Source organism: Collinsella sp. i05-0019-G5 (assembly GCF_042851345.1).
Classification (GTDB): Bacteria; Actinomycetota; Coriobacteriia; order Coriobacteriales; family Coriobacteriaceae; genus Collinsella.
The window spans coordinates 1,568,071-1,587,350 of record NZ_AP031421.1 but is presented as its reverse complement, the minus strand read 5'-3'; the positions used below and the strand labels follow the sequence as shown (position 1 = coordinate 1,587,350).

Annotated in this window: 16 protein-coding genes and 1 tRNA gene; 9 read left to right on the top strand and 8 right to left on the bottom strand. The window is 57.4% G+C overall.

Translation table 11 applies throughout. The annotated features are described in order from the left end of the window. The first annotated feature begins 201 nt into the window (after nt 1-201). Entirely contained in the window at nt 202-1,578 is a 1,377-nt protein-coding gene (locus ACGHIZ_RS07535; protein WP_273378251.1) for a DUF2142 domain-containing protein, read from the top strand. Between the two features lie 287 nt (nt 1,579-1,865). Here the strand turns inward: ACGHIZ_RS07535 and ACGHIZ_RS07530 are convergent, their stop codons facing one another. Further along, nucleotides 1,866-4,292 (bottom strand): glycosyltransferase, encoded by a 2,427-nt coding sequence (locus ACGHIZ_RS07530; protein ID WP_390447244.1) that lies wholly within the window; start codon nt 4,290-4,292, stop codon nt 1,866-1,868. A gap of 214 nt (nt 4,293-4,506) precedes the next feature. Here ACGHIZ_RS07530 and rfbA point away from each other — a divergent pair, with 214 nt between their 5' ends. The 5 genes from rfbA to ACGHIZ_RS07505 all read left to right on the top strand — a co-directional run bounded on the left by rfbA (nt 4,507) and on the right by ACGHIZ_RS07505 (nt 9,595). Beyond that, complete coding sequence (rfbA, locus tag ACGHIZ_RS07525; protein WP_390447241.1) at nt 4,507-5,406, top strand: glucose-1-phosphate thymidylyltransferase RfbA; 900 nt, start codon at nt 4,507-4,509, stop codon at nt 5,404-5,406. 94 nt (nt 5,407-5,500) lie between these two features. Beyond that, the gene (locus tag ACGHIZ_RS07520) at nt 5,501-5,938 is read left to right on the top strand and encodes a DUF4869 domain-containing protein (RefSeq protein WP_390447239.1); all 438 of its coding nucleotides are present in this window, start codon (nt 5,501-5,503) and stop codon (nt 5,936-5,938) included. Nucleotides 5,939-5,947: 9 nt separating this feature from the next. Beyond that, nucleotides 5,948-6,922: a hypothetical protein gene (locus tag ACGHIZ_RS07515; RefSeq protein WP_390447237.1), complete on the top strand. Its 975-nt coding sequence runs from the start codon at nt 5,948-5,950 to the stop codon at nt 6,920-6,922. A 75-nt stretch (nt 6,923-6,997) separates the two neighbouring features. Further along, nucleotides 6,998-8,017, top strand: a complete 1,020-nt coding sequence (gene rfbB, locus ACGHIZ_RS07510; RefSeq protein WP_390447234.1) for a dTDP-glucose 4,6-dehydratase — start codon at nt 6,998-7,000, stop codon at nt 8,015-8,017. A 123-nt stretch (nt 8,018-8,140) separates the two neighbouring features. Next, nucleotides 8,141-9,595, top strand: a complete 1,455-nt coding sequence (locus ACGHIZ_RS07505) for a sugar nucleotide-binding protein (protein ID WP_390447231.1) — start codon at nt 8,141-8,143, stop codon at nt 9,593-9,595. 102 nt (nt 9,596-9,697) lie between these two features. Here the strand turns inward: ACGHIZ_RS07505 and ACGHIZ_RS07500 are convergent, their stop codons facing one another. Beyond that, nucleotides 9,698-10,669, bottom strand: a complete 972-nt coding sequence (locus ACGHIZ_RS07500; RefSeq protein WP_390447228.1) for a glycosyltransferase family 2 protein — start codon at nt 10,667-10,669, stop codon at nt 9,698-9,700. A gap of 160 nt (nt 10,670-10,829) precedes the next feature. Here ACGHIZ_RS07500 and ACGHIZ_RS07495 point away from each other — a divergent pair, with 160 nt between their 5' ends. From ACGHIZ_RS07495 to ACGHIZ_RS07485, 3 genes are all read left to right on the top strand, one after another. Then, nucleotides 10,830-11,675: an ABC transporter permease gene (locus ACGHIZ_RS07495; RefSeq protein ID WP_022094778.1), complete on the top strand. Its 846-nt coding sequence runs from the start codon at nt 10,830-10,832 to the stop codon at nt 11,673-11,675. An 11-nt stretch (nt 11,676-11,686) separates the two neighbouring features. Continuing rightward, nucleotides 11,687-12,454: an ABC transporter ATP-binding protein gene (locus ACGHIZ_RS07490; RefSeq protein ID WP_006236046.1), complete on the top strand. Its 768-nt coding sequence runs from the start codon at nt 11,687-11,689 to the stop codon at nt 12,452-12,454. A 54-nt stretch (nt 12,455-12,508) separates the two neighbouring features. After that, nucleotides 12,509-12,585 (top strand) — tRNA-Arg (locus tag ACGHIZ_RS07485). Nucleotides 12,586-12,689: 104 nt separating this feature from the next. Here the strand turns inward: ACGHIZ_RS07485 and aroQ are convergent. From aroQ to aroB, 6 genes are all read right to left on the bottom strand, one after another. Continuing rightward, on the bottom strand, nt 12,690-13,127 hold the full coding sequence (gene aroQ, locus ACGHIZ_RS07480; protein ID WP_099431841.1) for a type II 3-dehydroquinate dehydratase: 438 nt from the start codon (nt 13,125-13,127) through the stop codon (nt 12,690-12,692). A gap of 64 nt (nt 13,128-13,191) precedes the next feature. Next, nucleotides 13,192-14,442 carry a shikimate kinase gene (locus tag ACGHIZ_RS07475; RefSeq protein WP_225093661.1) on the bottom strand — a complete coding sequence of 417 codons (1,251 nt, stop codon included), beginning with the start codon at nt 14,440-14,442 and terminating at the stop codon, nt 13,192-13,194. Beyond that, a complete protein-coding gene (pheA, locus tag ACGHIZ_RS07470) occupies nt 14,443-15,588 on the bottom strand; it encodes a prephenate dehydratase (protein WP_225093660.1) in 1,146 nt (381 codons plus the stop codon). A 169-nt stretch (nt 15,589-15,757) separates the two neighbouring features. Next, on the bottom strand, nt 15,758-16,855 hold the full coding sequence (gene aroC, locus ACGHIZ_RS07465; RefSeq protein ID WP_225093659.1) for a chorismate synthase: 1,098 nt from the start codon (nt 16,853-16,855) through the stop codon (nt 15,758-15,760). A 1-nt stretch (nt 16,856) separates the two neighbouring features. After that, the gene (gene aroA, locus ACGHIZ_RS07460) at nt 16,857-18,176 is read right to left on the bottom strand and encodes a 3-phosphoshikimate 1-carboxyvinyltransferase (RefSeq protein WP_225093658.1); all 1,320 of its coding nucleotides are present in this window, start codon (nt 18,174-18,176) and stop codon (nt 16,857-16,859) included. After that, nucleotides 18,170-19,276, bottom strand: a complete 1,107-nt coding sequence (aroB, locus tag ACGHIZ_RS07455) for a 3-dehydroquinate synthase (RefSeq protein ID WP_225093657.1) — start codon at nt 19,274-19,276, stop codon at nt 18,170-18,172. Before aroB ends, aroA begins: the two co-directional genes overlap by 7 nt. Nucleotides 19,277-19,280 lie beyond the last annotated feature (4 nt).

Genomic DNA, 19,280 nt, shown 5'->3' with positions numbered 1-19,280 from the left:
TAATTGCGTTCTATTAGTTTCTCGATTATAAGGATTTTTATGACAAGTTCCATAAGATGTAAGCCTTTATTTGTTTTGTTTGCCGTTTTTTTCGCATTCTATTCAGTCTATTGGTATCTAAATAATCCGAGATTACTTGTACTGCTTACAATTACCATCTCGTTGATTCTAATTCTTGGCCTTTGCGCTGCATATGCTAAGGTGTACCATCGTCTTAAAAGTGAATGGGTATTCTTGGCGCTGCTTATAGCATTTCTAATTATTTTTATCTTTATCTTTCCTCCGTTTACGGTTCCGGATGAAGGCCATCATTTTTTTTCAACTTATTGGATGGTTGATAGTCTTCCATTCAATGCGCATGTGACAAATGATGGTGGTTTTCTAGTACGGGATATCGATCTTTCCCTTTATAAGGGTCGCCAGAGTAACGCCATTGACTCCTCTTCATTTGATTCGATTATTCAGAATTATGCTCTGTTTGAGAATGGGAAGTGGACTCCATTCAATGAGTTCTCATTTAGCGTCAGTAGTGAGAACGTTTCTGCGAAAATAGGATCTATCGTTGGGCTGCAAATCGGTCTGTTTTTCGGACTTGGTGCCTATCCTGTGTTCTATATGGGGCGCATTGGTTCGGCTCTGGTTTTTTGCTTTTGTGCGTTCCAGGCATACAGGATTGCACCTAAGGGCAAATCGGTTATTGTTTTTGTTTCGCTTCTGCCTATGACGCTTCACTTGGCTGCTTCATACTCTTATGATTCAGGAATTATTGCGTACTCGCTTTTAGTATTCGCTTGTCTAATGCGCGGTTTTTTTGGAGAGCAGAAATCAATAGGTTGTAAAGAAATCGTCATTTATTTAATTATTTCGGCGTTTTTGGCTCCGTGTAAGGTTGTTTATTCTGGGATGATATTACTTGGTTTGCTTGTGCCCCTTTCGCAGTTCCAAGATGTGAAAGTCGGACGTATCGGTAAGTGCATACTGATCTTTGCTGTTATAGCCTCCGTTCTAGTGCTGCGCATAGCATCAATGAGTACATTGGTGTCTCAGTCTTCAGATGCCTCTCGTGGCCAAGAGATCGGGCGGTTTTATACGCTCAGTGACATCATCATGCATCCAAAGAATAGCTTCGAGGTCTTTTTTAGGACATTAGATTCCCTAGGAGATTTCTATTGGGGATCCACCTTAGGTTATTCGCTTGGATGGCTCCAGAAAAACTTGCAGTTTCCAGCCTTTTTTATGATTCCTTATTTGTTGTTTGGGTTTATTTGTTGTTTGGATTCCGAAGATGAGCCCTCTTTTCTCAGCCCCATTTGTTCCATTCTGTTTATTATCGCTTTTGCTTTGGCTGCCCTTGGTTCCATTGTATCTATGTGGTTGGGCTGGACGTTCAATTACGAGAATGTAATACAGGGTGTTCAAGGACGATATTTTCTTCCTGTTCTACCAGCTTTGTTGTTTGGGTCGAGAACGCGCTTGTTTAAATTCAACTCATCTTCGCTTTCTGTCGTCTCTTTTGGCATGTGCGTGATGAATTGTTTATATCTTATTCGTTTTATTAGTATTGCATCCTGTGTGTAGGCCTTTGCGTAATGCTCTCGGGTTTTTTCTGCTATCTAACAGTTTAGATAGCAGGCGATGATTCGGACGCCGCAGGGTCCCCGAAAGCTATGCTTTTCCAAGCCAAGCAGAGACTTTGACCGAGCGCTGGGTTGGCATGCGAGAGGCCAACATGAGGCCGTGCCGCGGGGCGGACCGCAGGTAGCAAAACGGCACCGGAGCCCATGTCGGGCCCGGTGCCCAAGCGCGATATCGACGGCGCAGTTTCGCGATATTCAACAGCGCCCAAATGAGTAAATACTCATTATCTATAAATGATAATAACGATTCGCGGGTTCCCCGACGGTGAAGTTTGGATTCATATAAGGATCGCCTTTGACGTAATACTTAGCCCATCGATAATTCATGTACGCGACCTCTTTGTGGAAGCGAATCTGCTTCTCCGTATTGTTTTCAACGCCTCTAGAAATCGACTCGTAGTGATAGAGCTCGACTTCGGGTGTGTATACAATTAGGTCGTTGATCTCGCGTAGCTTTAAGCAAAAGTCAACGTCATTAAATGCAACTTGAAGCTCTTCCGTGAAACCTCCGACTTTCTCATATTCATCACGCTTGGTCATTATGCAAGCTGCGGTGACGGCGCTGAAGTCTTGTTGTGCATCGTTGAGTGCAAAGTAGCCCCAGTTATCCCTTGGCATGCTTTGGCAAAGATGTCCTGCCACGCCACCAGTGACGCATAAGCCCGCGTGCTGGATGGTGTTGTCGGGATAGTAGAGTTTTGCACCAACTGCGCCAACATCCTCACGTGCGCAGATGCCAAGCATAGTCTCAATCCAATTGGGCGTAATTACCTCAGTATCGTTATTCAACAGCAAGAGATAGTCGCCCTTGGCGTGAGCAACGCCAAAGTTCATGAGCTTGGAGAAATTGAATTCGTGCTTCCAAGTTACAAGACGAACGATGTCAGGATATTTTGCTTGCAACTTATCGTAATAATCGAACGTCTCCTTTTCTGTGCTGTTGTTTTCGATTATGACAAGCTCGAAATTGTCGTACGTTGATTTCTCAACAATTGACTTAATGCAGTTGTCCAGAATGTTGGCGTGGTCTTTAGTTGGAATGATAATTGACACGAGTGGATGGGAATCTGGCACAGCGTAGGTTACTTTATATGTAAAGGGACGACGCGCTTGTTCGACCTTCGCATTGAGCCCAAGCCTGTCCAAATGACTCTGGACCGCTTTGATACCTGCGATAGTGGCATACGGCTTGCTATCGGCATTTGCTGCGGTGGAGGTCTCGCTTAGGCGCCAGTGATATAGAACCTTTGCAACATGATGAACTTTCCTTGCCTTTTCCACGGCGTGGAGAGTCAGATTATGATCCTGTGCTCCATCGAACTCTTTCGTGTTCGGTTCTAGAGTGTCAAGCAGAGACTTACGGATGGTAAGCATATGGCAGATATAGTTATTGTTTCTGAGCAGATCGATATTGAAATCCGGCTTAAAGAACGGCTGCGCTAGCATTCCATCGGGCATGAGTTTATCTTCATCACAATAAAGAAGATCGACGTCATCATTGTTTTCAATTGCCTCGGCATATGAGAACAACAAGTCCGGTTCAAGAATATCGTCATGGTCAAAGAAGCTAACGAAATCACCCGAAGCGATGGCAACGCCGGCGTTTGTGTTTTCGGAAATGCCCTTATTCTCGGTAAGGTTAATTGATTTAATTCTGTTGTCGTGGGCCGTCTCCTGCTCAACGCGAGCCTTTAGTTCCTGATTGTCAGGGCTTGCATTAACTAGGAGGAGCTCCCAGTTTGCATAAGACTGGTTTTTTACGGATTCGACCATATCGTTAAAAAACGAAATGGGCGTGTTGTAAAGAGGGACAATGATGCTGAATTTCGGAGCGCTATTGAAGACGATTTTTCTCTGCTTCTCCAGTGCACCAATGGTTGCCTTATGCTCTGTAAACCATTCGGGGTATTCAGGGTCAAACTGCGCATGGGTAAAGAGGAAGTTGGTCTCCTCAAGAAGCAAGCCTAATTTATCAGGCGTTAAGCAGTCAAATGCACTGAATGATGGGTGATTTTGATCGTCAATAATAAAATAGTAACGATCAAACGCCTTTGGCATGCGGATCGAGAGCTGCGTTTCAAGTTGCTTTTTCTCTGATGTAAATCCAACGCTCGTTACATTTGAACCGAAATTGACTATGCTCAGCCCAACCTCATTGAGGAACCGGTCGAGGCAGCGAAGTTTGATTTGCGAGTCATTGCGGTACGGTGTTCTAACCGTGCACCTCAGGATATACTCGTTTGAATCTTCGATGCACTGCCAAAAATCAATCGTCGCCATCTCAAACTCTGAAACGTCATCGTAATTTCGGAGTTTGCTGCACATGTCAGGTTTAATTTTGTAGTTAAGACGCGACTCCCATTTGATGTTCTTGCAATTGAGCGAAAGGGAGTCGCTGCTCAGGTTGCAACCGTCTTTGCCGATTTCGTTAAACTCAATTTTAATGGCTCGGGTATCGGGGTCGGGGATTACAAGAACGTATGAGTTCGATTCGCCGTTATTGTCCTTGAATTTTAGAAGAGACAAAGGTAAGCGGCGGTCGTCATCCGTTGCCGCTTGAGCTTTTATGCTGGAGCCTTCATGGATGCCTTCTATTTTAAGTTGCTGGTAGATTTTCCAGTTTCCTCTGCATACTCCGGTTGTTTCGACTCGCATTGTTTGCCTTTCGTTTGTTGGACACTGCTCATTGTACTAATTCATTTCCTACCTCGCGATAAATGCAGAAAGAGATGCGTGTTTCTGCTGTCCGTTTTAAAGAGAATGAGGAGGAAGCCGTTGCCGGCGCATATAATTTTAATAACTATGTTTGTCTAATCGTTATTTGCAATTAGCAGCTTTTGCTCAACGATTGTCAACTGAGAGGAATTCTATGAAAGGCATCATCCTCGCCGGCGGTTCCGGCACCCGCCTGTACCCGCTCACGCTCGTGACCTCCAAGCAGTTGCTGCCGGTCTACGACAAGCCCATGATCTACTACCCGCTGTCCACCCTCATGCTTGCGGGCATCCGCGACATCCTGGTCATCTCCACGCCGACGGACCTCCCCAACTTCGAGCGCCTGCTCGGGGACGGCTCGCGCTACGGCGTGAACCTCTCCTACGCCGAGCAGCCCTCGCCGGACGGCCTGGCGCAGGCGTTCACCATCGGCGAGGAGTTCATCGCCGGCGAGCCGTGCGCGCTGGTGCTCGGCGACAACATCTTCTACGGCAACGGCCTTTCGCGCCACCTGACGCGCGCCGTCCAGAACGCCGAGTCGGGCCGCGCCACGGTCTTCGGCTACCACGTGGACGACCCCGAGCGCTTCGGCGTCGTGGAGTTCGACGGGGAGGGCCGTGCCGTCTCCATCGAGGAGAAGCCCGCCGAGCCCAAGAGCTCCTACGCCGTCACCGGCCTGTACTTCTACCCGGGCGACGTGGCCGCCAAGGCGCATAGGGTGGAGCCCTCCGCCCGAGGCGAGCTGGAGATCACCACGCTCAACCAGATGTACCTGGAGGAGGGGACGCTGTCCGTCGTGACGCTGGGCCGCGGGTACGCGTGGCTCGACACCGGCACCATGGAGAGCCTGCACGAGGCCGCGGAGTTCGTCCGCGCCGTGGAGCACTCCCAGGACCTGCCGGTCTCGGTCCCCGAGGAGATCGCCTGGGAGAACGGCTGGATCACGACCGCCGGGCTGGAGGAGGCCGCGGAGGCCTACGGCAAGTCGGTCTACGGCCAGCACCTGAAGAAGGTCGCCGCCGGCGAGATCGTCAACAGCCCGCGCGAGTACTAGCGCAAGCTTGTTTTCTTTAGGGGTCACCGTTTATCTGGTGGCCCCTTTCGTTATGATTACGTTGACCATAAAGACAATATGATTGGGAGTGGATGTGTTAAGCGTCTACTTTGGCGATATGCCAGAAGCGATTTACAACACAGCGACATATTTCAAAAACTCTTACCGGTCTTCTTGGATTACGGATCCCTATGCAGTCTCGATAATTAAAGATGTCGATCGATCGGACGTTGTCTCCGAAAACGTCATCGAAAGCCCTGTGCTTGGATCCATCTCCCCACTCCAGCTTTCTGGTGGCGTGAAAACGTTGCTGCTTATGAGATTTGATCGTAAACATTTTTTTAACGCTTCGACCTGTGGCGATAACTGTGCCAGGTGGATTCTCGACATGGCGAAAGACCGCAAGCTCGTTGTGAATCTCTATCATGTGATGGACTTTGGTCGCGAGGATTTTAAAATCAAAGTCGTGAACAGCGGTCGAATCGTTCATAACACGGCCGAATTGATTCACGAGTCGATTCCGTATCTGTAGGTGCTGCTTATGAACGGTTCGCATCTCGTTAAGATTTCCCGCCGCAGGGGAACCAAGTACACATTTACCATCAAGCGGAACATCACTATTGTGCGTGGCGATAGCGGCACGGGTAAGACGACACTGTTTGACATGGTCGCAGACTACATGCGAACGGGCGAGCAGTCGGGTGTTTCCTTGCAATGCGATTGTCCCTGTGTCGCCCTGACCGATTATGATTGGCGAAACCAGCTTTCGTCTGTTCATGACTCGATTGTATTTGTCGATGAGGGCTTAAAAGAGATTCATTCTGATGAGTTTGCCCATCATGTGCTGTATTCCTCGAATTATTTCGTGCTGATCTCAAGGGCTGATTTCCCTAATCTTCCGTATAGCGTGGATGAGATTTACAAGATTAAGACGAGCGGAAAATACCATTCTTTCGTCCCTGTTTATCAAGATCGCGGGAATCATCGTTATGCCATTTCCCGGTCGGCGCCAAAACAGGACTTTTCTATCCTTCTATGCGAGGACAGTAAGTCTGGTTTCCAGTTCTTTGAACGGCATTTCGTCGACAGTGAGCTTACCTGTGCTTCGGCCATGACGAACAGCGCGATTTTGGGCTGGTTGGATCAGCATCTCGATGATCGCGTGTTTGTTGTTGCGGACGGAGCAGCATTTGGGTGCTATGCGGACCGCGTCCTTAAGCTGCAAGACATTCATCGCGATACTGTTGCGGTTTGTCTTCCCGAGTCGTTCGAGTGGCTTTTGCTGAGCTCCGGCGTAATTTCAGGGTTAGATGTTAAGGCGGTTTTGGAAACCCCAGAAGCCTTCGTTAGCAGTGAGAAGTTTAAAAGCTGGGAGGATTTCTTCTATAAGTACTTACGTGATAAAACTGAGAATTCGGTCTTCCGGTACGACAAAGACTGCATTCCGGAGGCGTTTTGTACGGGAAGTAATTCTGCGAAGGTTATGGCTCTTATCGCATGCCGAAATGTCCGATAGTTTTGTTGAATAGTGTCGCGGCGTCACTTCCTGCGGCATACTAAAGAAGCTGTACATGCTTCAGATTGGATTTTCATGTCTGAGATTTTTGAACCCAAGAACATCATCGTCACGGGCGGCTGCGGCTTCATCGGCAGCAACTTCGTGCACTACGTCGTGAACAACCACCCCGAGGCGCACGTCACCGTCCTGGACAAGCTGACTTACGCCGGCAACCCCGAGAACATCGCCGGGCTGCCCGCCGACCGCGTGGAGCTCGTCGTGGGCGACATCTGCGACGCCGGGCTGCTGGACCGCATCGTCCCGGGCCACGACGCCATCGTGCACTACGCCGCCGAGAGCCACAACGACAACTCCATTGCGGACCCCGAGCCGTTCCTGCGCACCAACGTGGAGGGCACCTTCCGCCTGCTGGAGGCCGTCCGGAAATACGGCATCCGCTACCACCACGTCTCCACCGACGAGGTCTACGGCGACCTGGCGCTCGACGACCCGGCGAAGTTCACCGAGGAGACGCCGTATCACCCGTCCTCGCCGTACAGCTCGACCAAGGCCAGCTCCGACATGCTGGTCCGCGCCTGGACCCGCACCTACGGCCTGCGCGCCACGATCTCCAACTGCTCCAACAACTACGGCCCCTACCAGCACGTGGAGAAGTTCATCCCCAGGCAGATCACGAACATCGTCGACGGCGTGCGCCCCAAGCTCTACGGCCGCGGCGAGAACGTCCGAGACTGGATCCACACCGAGGACCACTCCTCGGCCGTCTGGGACATCCTCACCAAGGGCCGCACGGGGGAGACCTACCTCATCGGCGCCGACGGCGAGAGGAACAACATCACGGTCCTGCGCATGATCCTCGAGGCCATGGGCCGCGACCCCGAGGACTTCGACTGGGTCGCCGACCGCCCCGGCCACGACCGCCGCTACGCCATCGACAGCACGAAGCTCCAGCGCGAGCTCGGCTGGAGGCCGGCCCACACCGACTTCGCCGGGGGCCTGAAGCAGACCATCGACTGGTACGTCGCCAACGAGTCCTGGTGGCGCCCCGCCAAGGAGGCCACCGAGGCCCGCTACCGCGCGCAGGGCCAGTAAGACCGCATCCCGGCGAACCGCACCGCGGGGCGCCCGCGCGGGGATGCAGGGCATGGGGATGATCCTGCGTCCCCGCGCGGGCGCCCCCGGTTATACAACCTCTTCGATAGGAGCTTTTCCCATATGGCAGACATCGCATTCGAGAAGGACCTCTCCGTCGCCGAGACCGGCATCGAGGGCCTGAAGGTCGTCGACCTCGCCGTCCACGGCGACTCGCGCGGCTGGTTCAAGGAGAACTGGCAGCGCGCCAAGATGACCGCCCTGGGCATTCCCGACCTCAGGGTCGTCCAGAACAACATCTCCTACAACGACAGCCGCGGCGTCACCCGCGGCATCCACGCCGAGCCCTGGGACAAGTTCATCTCGGTGGCGCGCGGCTCGGTCTTCGGCGCCTGGGTGGACCTGCGCGAGGGCAGCGCCACCTACGGGAAGGTGTTCACCTGCACGCTCGACCCGAGTAGGGCCATCTACGTCCCGCGCGGCGTGGGCAACTCCTTCCAGGCCCTGGAGGACGGCACCGCCTACACCTACCTGGTGGACGCCCACTGGTCGCTGGAGCTCAAGAGGACCTACACCTTCGTGAACCTCGCCGACCCCGAGCTCGCCATCGAGTGGCCCATCCCTCTCGACGAGGCCACCGTCTCCGAGGCCGACCTCAACCACCCGATGCTCGCCGATGTCGTCCCCATGGCGCCGAAGCGCACCCTCGTCACCGGCTGCAACGGCCAGCTGGGCCATGCGGTCCGCGCGCTCGCCGAGGAGCGCGGCGTGGCCAAGGACTTCGACTTCTGCGACATCGACACCTTCGATATGTCAGACCCGGACGCCTACACACAGTACGACTGGTCGCTCTACGGCACCGTGATCAACTGCGGCGCCTACACCGCCGTGGATAGGGCGGAGACCGCCGAGGGCCGCGCGACCGCCTGGAAGGCCAACGCCACCGGGCCGGCCCTCCTCGCCCGCACATGCTCTGATCACGGGATCACCCTCGTCCACGTGTCCAGCGACTACGTCTTCGACGGCACCGCCGAGGTGCATGACGAGGGGGAGCCCCTCAGCCCGCTGTCCGTCTACGGCCAGACCAAGGCCGCCGGCGACATCGCCGTGGCCGGGTGCCCGCGCCACTACATCATGCGCTCCAGCTGGGTCATCGGCGAGGGCCGCAACTTCGTCAAGACGATGAAGGGCCTGTCCGACCGCGTCGCCGACCCCGAGGACGGGCTCGAGCAGGTCACGGTCGTTGACGACCAGCTGGGCCGCCTGACCTTCACGCGCGACATGGCCGAGGCCATCTTCCACGTGCTGGGGACGCACGCCCCCTACGGCACCTACGACTGCACCGGCTCCGGCACCGTCAAGTCCTGGGCCGATATCGCCCGCGCCGTCTTCGAGGCCGCCAACGGCAACGGGGACAGGGTCGTGCCGGTATCGACCGCCGACTACTACGCGAGCGCCGAGGGCCCCGTCGCCCCGCGCCCGGTCCACTCCGCGCTCGACCTGTCCAAGCTCGAGGCTGCCGGCTTCCACATGCCCGACTGGGAGGAAGAGCTGGGGGAGTACATCAAGACGCTCTAGCCGCTATTAACTTTTCGAGAGTAAAAGCCGCCGTTCTTTAACGGCGGCTTTTCTTGTTGGTGGCTATCTGCGCAGTGGTGCCAATAGTATTTTGCGGAAGATCTACCTCTCGCTTGGCATGGAAGTAGGGTGGCCGGGCTGGTCGTCGTAGGCGTATTTGCTGTACACGTTGACCTCCCACTGCTTTTTTTCGACCTTTGCTACAGAATCTAGGATGAAGCCGGTCGCAAGGCTCAGGCCGCACAGGAACATAAACGAGGCGGCGAGCACAGCGGTGGTGAAGCGCGGGACGAGGCCGGTCTGGAAATATTCGACAACGATGGGCATGCCCAGGGCGAGGCCGAATACCGCGAACAGAAGCGCAACGAGGCTGAAGAACTTCAGCGGGCGGTAGTCCTTGAACAGCGTGCCGATCATCGCAACGACTTTAATGCCGTCGCTCACGGTGTTGAGTTTGGACTCGGAACCCTCGGGACGGTCGCGGTACTCGATGGGCACATCTTTGATGCGCCAGCGGTGGTCGACGGCGTGGATCGAGAGCTCGGTTTCGATCTGAAAGCCCTCGGAAAGCACTGGGAAGGTTTTAACGAACGGGCGGCTCATGGCGCGGTAGCCTGTCATGACGTCATCGAAGCTGTAGCCATAGATCCACTTGATCATGGCGCGGACCAGATTATTGCCAAAGCCGTGGAAGGCACGCTTGTTCTCCTCGGCGTAGGTGCCGTTGGAAAGGCGATCGCCTACGGTCATGTCGGCCGTGCCGTTAAGGATGGGCTCGCAGAGGGCCTTGGCCGCCTCGGCGGGGTAGGTGTCGTCTCCGTCGACCATCAGGTAGCAATCGGCGTCGATATCGCGAAACATCTGGCGGCACACGTTGCCCTTTCCCTGACGGGGCTCAAAGCGGACTGTGGCGCCGTGCTCGGTGGCAATGCGTGAGGTATCGTCCGACGAGTTGTTGTCATAGACATAGACCGTCGCCTGCGGAAGTTCGCGGTGAAAGTCGTCGATGACTTTGCCGATCGTGAGCGCTTCGTTGTAGCAAGGGATGATGACGGCGATGGATTCAGAATTCACTTAATGCTCCTTATACATTCAATCCTAGAAAGTATAGCCGTTTGGGCCTGGCATCCTAAGATGTGGGTTAGTTCTCCAGTTTTGTTGCGCGAATCGTTTGCATGGCCGTCGGGTCTATACTGTTCGTTTGTCAACGATTACGAGTAAAGGAGTTGCATCCGTGTCGGATCAGACAAAGCAACAAGAAACTCGCAGTCTGCCTGCGACGTTTGCTAAGAACGAATTTGAGAAGGACGCGTTTATCCTTCGTCAGCTGGTTACCAAGGATTTTAAGATCAAGTATCGCCGTAGCGTTCTGGGCGTCGCATGGTCGGTGCTCAACCCGCTGCTGATGATGATCGTCATGGCCATCGTGTTCTCGACGATTTTTGGCCAGGGCCGCAATGGCTCAATGACGCCCGAGATGTACCCGCTGTACTTGATCGTGGGTAACATCACCTTTGCCGTCATGTCTGAGTCTACTAACCAGGCCCTGACGTCGATCGTGGGCGCTGCCCCTCTGCTCAAGAAGGTTAAGGTGCACCGCTGGGTTTTCCCGGTGCAGAAGGTGCTCTTCTCGCTGGTCAACTTTGCCTTCTCGCTGGTCGCCGTCGCCATCGTCATGCTGTGGTTCCGCGTTATGCCTTCTTGGCACCTGATTCTGTTGCCGGTCTGCCTGCTGCTGCTTATGTGCTTCTGCATGGGCCTGGGCATGATGCTCTCTGCCCTTACGGTCTTCTTCCGCGACGTTATGCATCTGTGGAGCGTCGTCATTACGGCGTGGACTTACATTACGCCCATCTTCTGGACGACTGACTATATTGCGCAAATGCCGCATCTCGTGCGTATCTTGATGTATGCGAACCCCATGTTCAACTACCTGCAGTTTATGCGCGATATCTTCCTGTTCCAGACTACGCCCTCGCTTATGACGTTTGGTATGTGCGTCGCTTGGGCGGTTCTTGCGCTTATTATTGGCTATACCGTGTTCCATAAGTCCGAGCGCAAATTTATCCTCTACATCTAAGGAGTGCTGTGATGACTGAATCTGTTGTTGATTACAGCGAGCAGCCTCTGGCTGTCGAGGTCGACGACGTCACCATGATCTTTAACATGGCGTCCGAGTCGCTGACCAACCTCAAGGAGTACTTCATTAAGCTTGCCAAGCACGAGCTGTTCTTTGAGGAGTTTAGGGCGCTTAAGCACATCTCGTTTGATATTCATCGCGGCGAGGTTGTGGGTCTGGTCGGCACCAATGGCTCCGGCAAGTCTACGATGCTCAAGATTATCGCTGGCGTTCTTGAGCCTAGCGAGGGCAGCGTTAAGGTGCACGGTAACATCGCGCCGCTGATTGAGCTTGGCGCCGGCTTTGACCCCGAGCTGACCGCCCGCGAGAACATCTATCTGAACGGCGCCCTGCTCGGCTATACCAAGGAGTTCATCGACGCCAACTTTGACGGCATTATCGAGTTCGCTGAGCTGCAGAACTTTGTCGATATGCCGCTTAAGAACTTCTCTTCGGGCATGGTGGCGCGTATCGCCTTTGCAATCGCGACGATTACCGAGCCCGATATTCTGATCGTTGACGAGACGCTGTCCGTCGGTGATGTGTTCTTCCAGCAAAAGTGTGAGGCCCGCATCCAGCACTTTATCCAGAGCGGCGACGTGACGGTTCTGTTCGTTTCGCACTCTATGGAGCAGGTTGAGCGCATCTGCCAGCGTGCCGTTTGGATTGAGAAGGGTGACCTTCGCATGGACGGCCCGGTCGATGAGGTCTGCAAGGCGTACCGCGAGCAGTTCAACTAGGTTATAATTACTTGCGCCTGACAGGCTTGTGTTTGCTTGGGCGTGCGGTTATTTGCTCCATTAGCTCAGTTGGATAGAGCAGGGGACTTCTAATCCCAAGGTCGACGGTTCGAATCCGCCATGGAGCACCATCGTTTATTAAGCCCAGACCGCTTGGTGGTCTGGGCTTTTTTCATCTTGTGTGTTGCTGGAGCCGAGCGCGAGCAAGCCGCTGCTGTTTGTTGGGGTTGGCATTTTACTTTTCGAGATGCTCTTTCAGCAGCTCCAACGCGTGGGCGTAGCCCTTCAGGCCCTCTCCGGTGATGGTGGCGAAGCAGGCCAGACGGGCGTAGCTCACCTGGCGGAAGTCTTCGCGGGTCTCGACTGCGCTAATGTGGACCTCCACAGCCGGGATGGCGACGGCTTTGAGCGCGTCCAGGATGGCCACGCTTGTGTGCGTGTAGGCGGCCGGGTTGATGACGATGCCGTCGACCTTTCCGTAAGCCTCCTGGATCTTGTCGACGATGCTGCCCTCGTGGTTAGACTGGAAGACCTCGACCTCGTCGAAGCCCTGTGCGGCACCCGCTTCCTGGCAGATCTGCACTAAGCGATCGTAGTTGTCGCTGCCGTAGATGCCTGGCTCGCGAATGCCGAGCATGTTGAGGTTGGGGCCGTTAATGACGAGTGCTTTCATGGTTGCTTCCTTTGCAGTTGAAAAACCACCACAAAGGTGCCTGCCCCCTTTGTGGTGGTTTTGGTTAGAGAGCGGGTGGGAGGGTGTCGAGGAGGGCATGGGCGGTGTTGGCGGCGCAGTCGCGTGAGTCGATGATGTAGTCGGCCCAGGCGCGGTAGCGCGGCATACGCTGCTCGGCCAGCTTGTCGATGCCGTCGCGCGCGGTGATGGGGCGGCCCTTGTGGGCGAGCTCGTCGAGCTTGCGGTTGAGCATCACGATTTGGCTGTTTTGGTGCAGCAGAGGGTAGTTCTCGTCGCGCGTAACCACGCCGCCGCCGGTGGAGAGCACCAAGCCGCTGCGCTTGGAGATGTCGGCCAGCGCTGCCGTCTCCTGCTCGCGGAAGGCCGCCTCGCCGCACTTGATGATAAAGTCGGCGCAGGGCATGCCCAGGCGCTCCTCGAGGGCGCGATCGAGATCGATGTGCTCGCGGCCCGTGAGCTGGGCGATCTGCTCGCCCACGCGGGTCTTGCCCGAGCCCGGCATGCCGATCAGCGCGATGTTCTGTTCGCGGCGTGACAGGCGCTCCGTTACGTCCAGGATCCTCTCGCGCGGGGTGGCTTTGCCGGTATAGCGCTCGACAGCTTGTGCCGCCTGGGCAACAAGCATAAGCAGGCCGCCGATGCAGGGGATGCCGCGGCGCTCGGCCTCGAGCATCAGGCCCGTGCGGGCGGGGTTGTAGACAATGTCGATGACGCCCTCGAGCGCATCGAGGCCTTCGAGCGTGCAAGGCGCGTCGGGGCAGTGGGGGAACATGCCGGCAGGCGTGCAGTTGACGAGCAGGGCGGCGTCGGACTGCTGCGCGATGTTGCTGTAGTTGACTTCGCTCGTGCGACCCACGGGTACGACGATGGCGCCCATGTCTCCCAGCACCATACTTGCCGTGGTGCCGGCGCCGCCGGTGGCACCGAGCACGAGGGCCTTCTTGCCGGCAACCTCAACGCCCAACTCCTCGACCAGGCACCGAAAACCAAAGTAGTCGGTGTTGTCGCCGCGCAGGCGACCGTCAGGTAGGCGTGTGATGGTGTTGACGTTGCCCATGCGCTCGGCCAGGGGACTCAACTCGTCCAGGTAGTCCATGACGGCGCGCTTGTAGGGGATGGTCACGTTGGTGCCCTCCCATTCGTCGCCGGTCATAAAGGCCTGGAGGTCCTCGGGCTCGCGCTCAAAGCGCACGTACTCAAGCCCCGCGAGCTCCTTGTAGATGGTCGGGGTGTAGCTGTGGCCCAGCACACGGCCCAGTACGCCGTAGGGACGGGTTGCGGCGGTATCGGTCATCTAGAGCACCTCCGTGTAGCTGCCAAAGTAGGTGAAGCTCTCGCACACGTCGTCGATGGAATCGAGCAGGTCGTCGAGGGCCTTGCTGCCAAAGGGGCAGTCCAGATCAAAGTAGAACATAAACTCAAAGTCGTGGCCGGGGATGGGGCGGCTCTCGAGTTTGATGAGGTTGATGTTGAGCGCGTAGAAGCGCTCGAGCACGCGATAGAGGGCACCCGGCTCATTGGCCGTGGTGATCATGAGCGAGGTACGGTTGGCACCGGGATAGACGCGTGGCTCGCGGCTGATGACGACAAAGCGTGTGTAGTTGTTGTCCGAGTCCTGGATGTTGGACTCCAGCACCTCCAGGCCATAGAGTGTCGCGCAGCTGCGCGATGCGATGGCGGCAACATCGGTGCGCCCGGAGCTGGCGACCATCTCGGCCGACATGGCGGTGTTGGGGTACTTGGTGGCGTGCAGGTCGTGGGACTCGATAAAGCCGGCACACTGGGCAATGGCTTGGCCGTGGCTGTAGACCTCGCGCACGTCGGCGAGCTTAGTGCCGGGCTTGACGAACAAGTTGTGGTCGATCTTGAGGCGAAGCGAGCGCACGATGTGGAAGTCGAACTGGGCGAGCAGGTCGTAGACGGCGTTGACCGAGCCGGCGGTGGAGTTCTCGATGGGCAGCACGCCAAACTCGCAGAAGCCGTCGCGCACAGCGCGCATAACGCCTTCGAAGGTCTCGAAAAACGCGATGTCGGGCACGTCGAAGAGTTTGCACGCGGCGATTTGGCTGTAGGCACCTTCGACGCCCTGGCAGGCGACGGTTGCCGTCTGGGGGAAGGGTGTGTCAAAGGCTGCGGCCATGGCATGGGCCTTTTGCGACACCGTGATGCCCTTGAGCTCGTTGATGTAGCGCTGCTGCTCGGCCTTGCTCATGCTCATGAGGAGACGGAACAGGGTGATGGTCTGCGCCTTGTAGCGCTCGGGCGCGCGGCTGGCGAGGTTGTTGAGCTTGGAGCGCTCACGGGCGGGGTCGAAGACGGCCTTGCCCATCTCGATTTTTGACTTGGCTACCTCGGTGGCAATGTCCATACGCTCGACAAAGCTGTTGAGGAGCGTGGTGTCGATGTCATCGATGGCCTGGCGAATATCGGCAAGGTCCATAGGGACCCCTTTCGTGAATGGTTGCCTGGGGTAGTTAATTTGGGACGGGGCTTTTTTAGCTACCCTTTGACTGTCGGCGAATTGATGGGTGCCAGGGCAAATATCAACTGGCATATGGGGGTAGCTAAAATAGCCCCGTCCCAAATTAACTACCCTTGGGGTGGGTGGACTAAAGCTGGGCGGCGTCCTCTAGGAGGGCGTCCCAAATCGCGAGGGCGGCGGCTGCTTCGGCTACAGGGACGGCGCGCGGGACGATGCAGGGATCGTGGCGACCGTGGACCGAGAGTTCGACATTTTCCATGGCGTCCATGTCTACGGTCTGCTGCTCGCGGCCAATGGAGGGCGTCGGCTTTACGGCCATGCGCCACATGACGGGCGCGCCGGTGGAGATGCCGCCCAGGATGCCGCCGGCGTTATTGGACTCGACCTCGATCTCGCCGGTCTCGGCATCGATGCGATACGGATCGTTGTTCTCGCTGCCGCGCATGGCGGCCACGGCAAAGCCCATGCCAAACTCCACGCCCTTTACAGCGGGAATGCCAAAGGCGATTTGCGCGATGCGGTTCTCGATGCCGTCGAACATGGGGTCGCCGATGCCCGCGGGAAGCCCGTAAATGCCGCACTCCACGATGCCGCCGATGCTGTCGAGCTCGTCGCGCGCGGCCAGAATCTCCTCGCGCATGCGGCCGGCTGCGGCGGCGTCAATGCACGGCAGATCGTTCGTAAGGATTGCCTTGCGGTCGGCCTCGCGATAGACCATATCGTCCATCGGCAGGTCGGAGATGCCGCCGATCTGCGCGACGTGCGCCATGACCTGAATGCCGCGGGCCTCAAGTGCCTGCAGCGCAATGCCGCCGGCGATGCATAAGGGGGCCGTTAGGCGGCCGGAAAAATGCCCGCCACCAGCGACATCGTGCATGTTGTGATACTTCACGCGCGCAGGGAAGTCCGCATGTCCGGGACGGGGCTTGCGGCGCAGCTCGGTGTAATCATTGGAGCGCGTGTTGGTGTTCTCGATAATCGCGGCGATGGGCGCGCCGGTGGTATGTCCATCGATCACACCGGCGATGATATGCGCGGCGTCGGCCTCGCGGCGTTTGGTTGCGGTCTCGTCGCGGCCGGGGGCGCGACGGTCGAGGAAGGTCTGCAGCTTCTCCTGGTCCACGGCGATGCCCGCCGGGATGCCATCGAGCGAGCAGCCGATAGCGGGGGAGTGCGATTGGCCGAAGATGCTTAAGTGCAAGACGTTGCCAAAGGTCGAGGACATGCTATTCCTCCTCGAGTGTGACCTTGCCGCCCAGCAGGCGGTAGTGGTCGAAAAAATCGGGATAGGACTTGTTGACGGCCTCGGCGCCGTGGATCACGACCTCGCCGGTGGCACGGCTCGCGGCGATGGCGGCCATCATGGCGATGCGGTGGTCGTTGTGCGAATCGACCTCGCCGCCGGTAAAGGCATCGACGCCCTTGATGATGAGGTCGTCGCCGGCAATACGCACCTGCGCGCCCAGCGCGGTGAGCTCGCGGGTGGTGGTGGCCAGGCGGTCGGATTCCTTGATACGCAGGCGGGCGCAATCGCGGATAAAGGTGCGGCCCTGTGCCAGCGAGGCCACGGCCGAGATAACGGGCACCAGGTCGGGAATGTCGTGGGCGCTCATCTCAAAGCCGGCGAGCTTGTCGGACTGCACGGTGGCGGCGTTGGTGGAGCGCACGATGCGGGCGCCAAAGCGCGAAAGCGCGGCAAGCACGTTGCGGTCGCCCTGTGCGGAGCTCAGGGACACGCCCTCGACGGTAATGGGGTCGGTGCCGATAGCGCCGGCACACAGCCAAAAGGCAGCGTTGGACCAGTCGCCCTCGACGGCCACGCTGCCGGGCGTGCGGTACGAGCCGCTGCTCACGCGGAAGTTCGTGACCTCGGGCTGGCCGTCCTTGGCCGGAATGCGCTCGACGTTGACCTCAACGCCAAAGGCCTTCATGGCCTGGATCGTTAGGTTGATGTAGGGGCGGCTCTCAATGAGGCCAGTCACCTGCACACAGGAGGGCTGGGCGAGCAACGGGGCTGCCAGCAGCAGGCCGGAGATATACTGCGAGCTTACGTTGCCCGGCAGCACAAAGGTGCCCGGGCGCATGCGTCCGCTTGTCTTGAGCGGAAAACCGCCCAGACCCTGTAGGTCGCAGCCGGCGGCGATAATCTCGTCCGAGAGCGGGGACAGCGGGCGGGCGCCAAGGCGGCCCTGGCCCACGAAGGTGGCATCCGCACCCAGCGCGCAGGCGACGGGCAACATAAAGCGGAGCGTGGAGCCGCTTTCGCCGCAGTCGAGCGTGCCGCCGGCAAGGGCCTTGAGCAGGCCAAACTCAACACTCTTCATAGTGGGATGGACCTGGAAGCCATCCTCGACGGTCTCGATGCGAGCGCCCAGTGCCGTAAGGCAACGCACCGTAGCCTCGATGTCGGCGCAGGTGGTGTTGCAGGTAACGTGCGTCTCGCCGTTGGCAAGCGCGGCGCAGATGATGAGGCGATGCGCCATCGACTTGGACGCGATGGCGGGAACGGTGCCCTTAAGCGGGGACGGGGTGATGCGGGCTAGCATGCGAATGCGTCTCCCTTCTGGCCGAGGCCCTCGGCAATGAGTTCGTGGAAAGTGGAAAGCGGCGTGCGGTCGATGCTGCAGCGGCCGATGCCGTGCGGAATCACCAGGTCGATGGTGTCGCCCGCGCGCTTCTTGTCGTGGAGCGCCTCGGCAAAAACGGCATCGGCATCTAGGTCGCAGCGGGTCTTGAGGCCATGGCGGGCGCAGAGCTCCTCGATACGACCGGGCAGTGCAGCATCGCAAATGCCGTGCAGAGCCGCGGCGCGCGTGATGATGCCCATGCCGATCGACACGCAGTTGCCGTGTCCGAGCTCAAAGTGCTCGCAGGCCTCGACGGCGTGTCCGGCGCTGTGTCCAAAGTTGAGGAGCTTGCGCTGGTTGATCTCGCGCTCGTCGGCAACGACCACGGCGCGCTTGATGTCGATATTGCGGGCGATGATGAGCGCTACGCGCGCCACATCGCGGTTGAGCAGCTCCAGCGTGAGTGGGGTCTTCTCCAGCTCGGCGAAAAGCTCCGGGTCGGCGATCACGGCGTGCTTGACGACCTCGCCGCAGCCGTCGGCGAACTGCTCGGGCGTGAGGGTGGCCAGGCACCCCACGTCGGCGATAACCACGCTCGGCTGCCAAAAGGCGCCGGCCAAGTTCTTGCCTGCAGCCAGGTCGATGGCGGTCTTGCCACCCACCGACGAATCCACCATGGCGAGCAGGCTCGTCGGGATCTGCACAAACTTGCAGCCGCGCATGTAGGTGGCGGCCACAAAGCCCGCCACGTCGCCCACGACGCCGCCACCGAGTGCCACGATCACGTCGGAGCGCGAAAGCTCGTGCTCTGCCACAAACTCCATAATGGCAACATAGGTTTCGGCGCGCTTATGGGCCTCTCCGGCCTCGAAGGTGCAGATGCTCACCTCGTAGCCTGACGCCTCCAGGCTCTGCTTAACGGGCATCTGGTAGAGCGGGCCCACGTTGGTGTCCGTCACGATGACGGCCTTGGTACCGCCGGCAGTGGCGCGCACGAGTGGTCCCGCCTGCTCCAGCAAAAACGTGCCAACATGCACCTGGTAGGGGCGTGCAGTGTCGATATCGATGGTAATCGCCATAAGC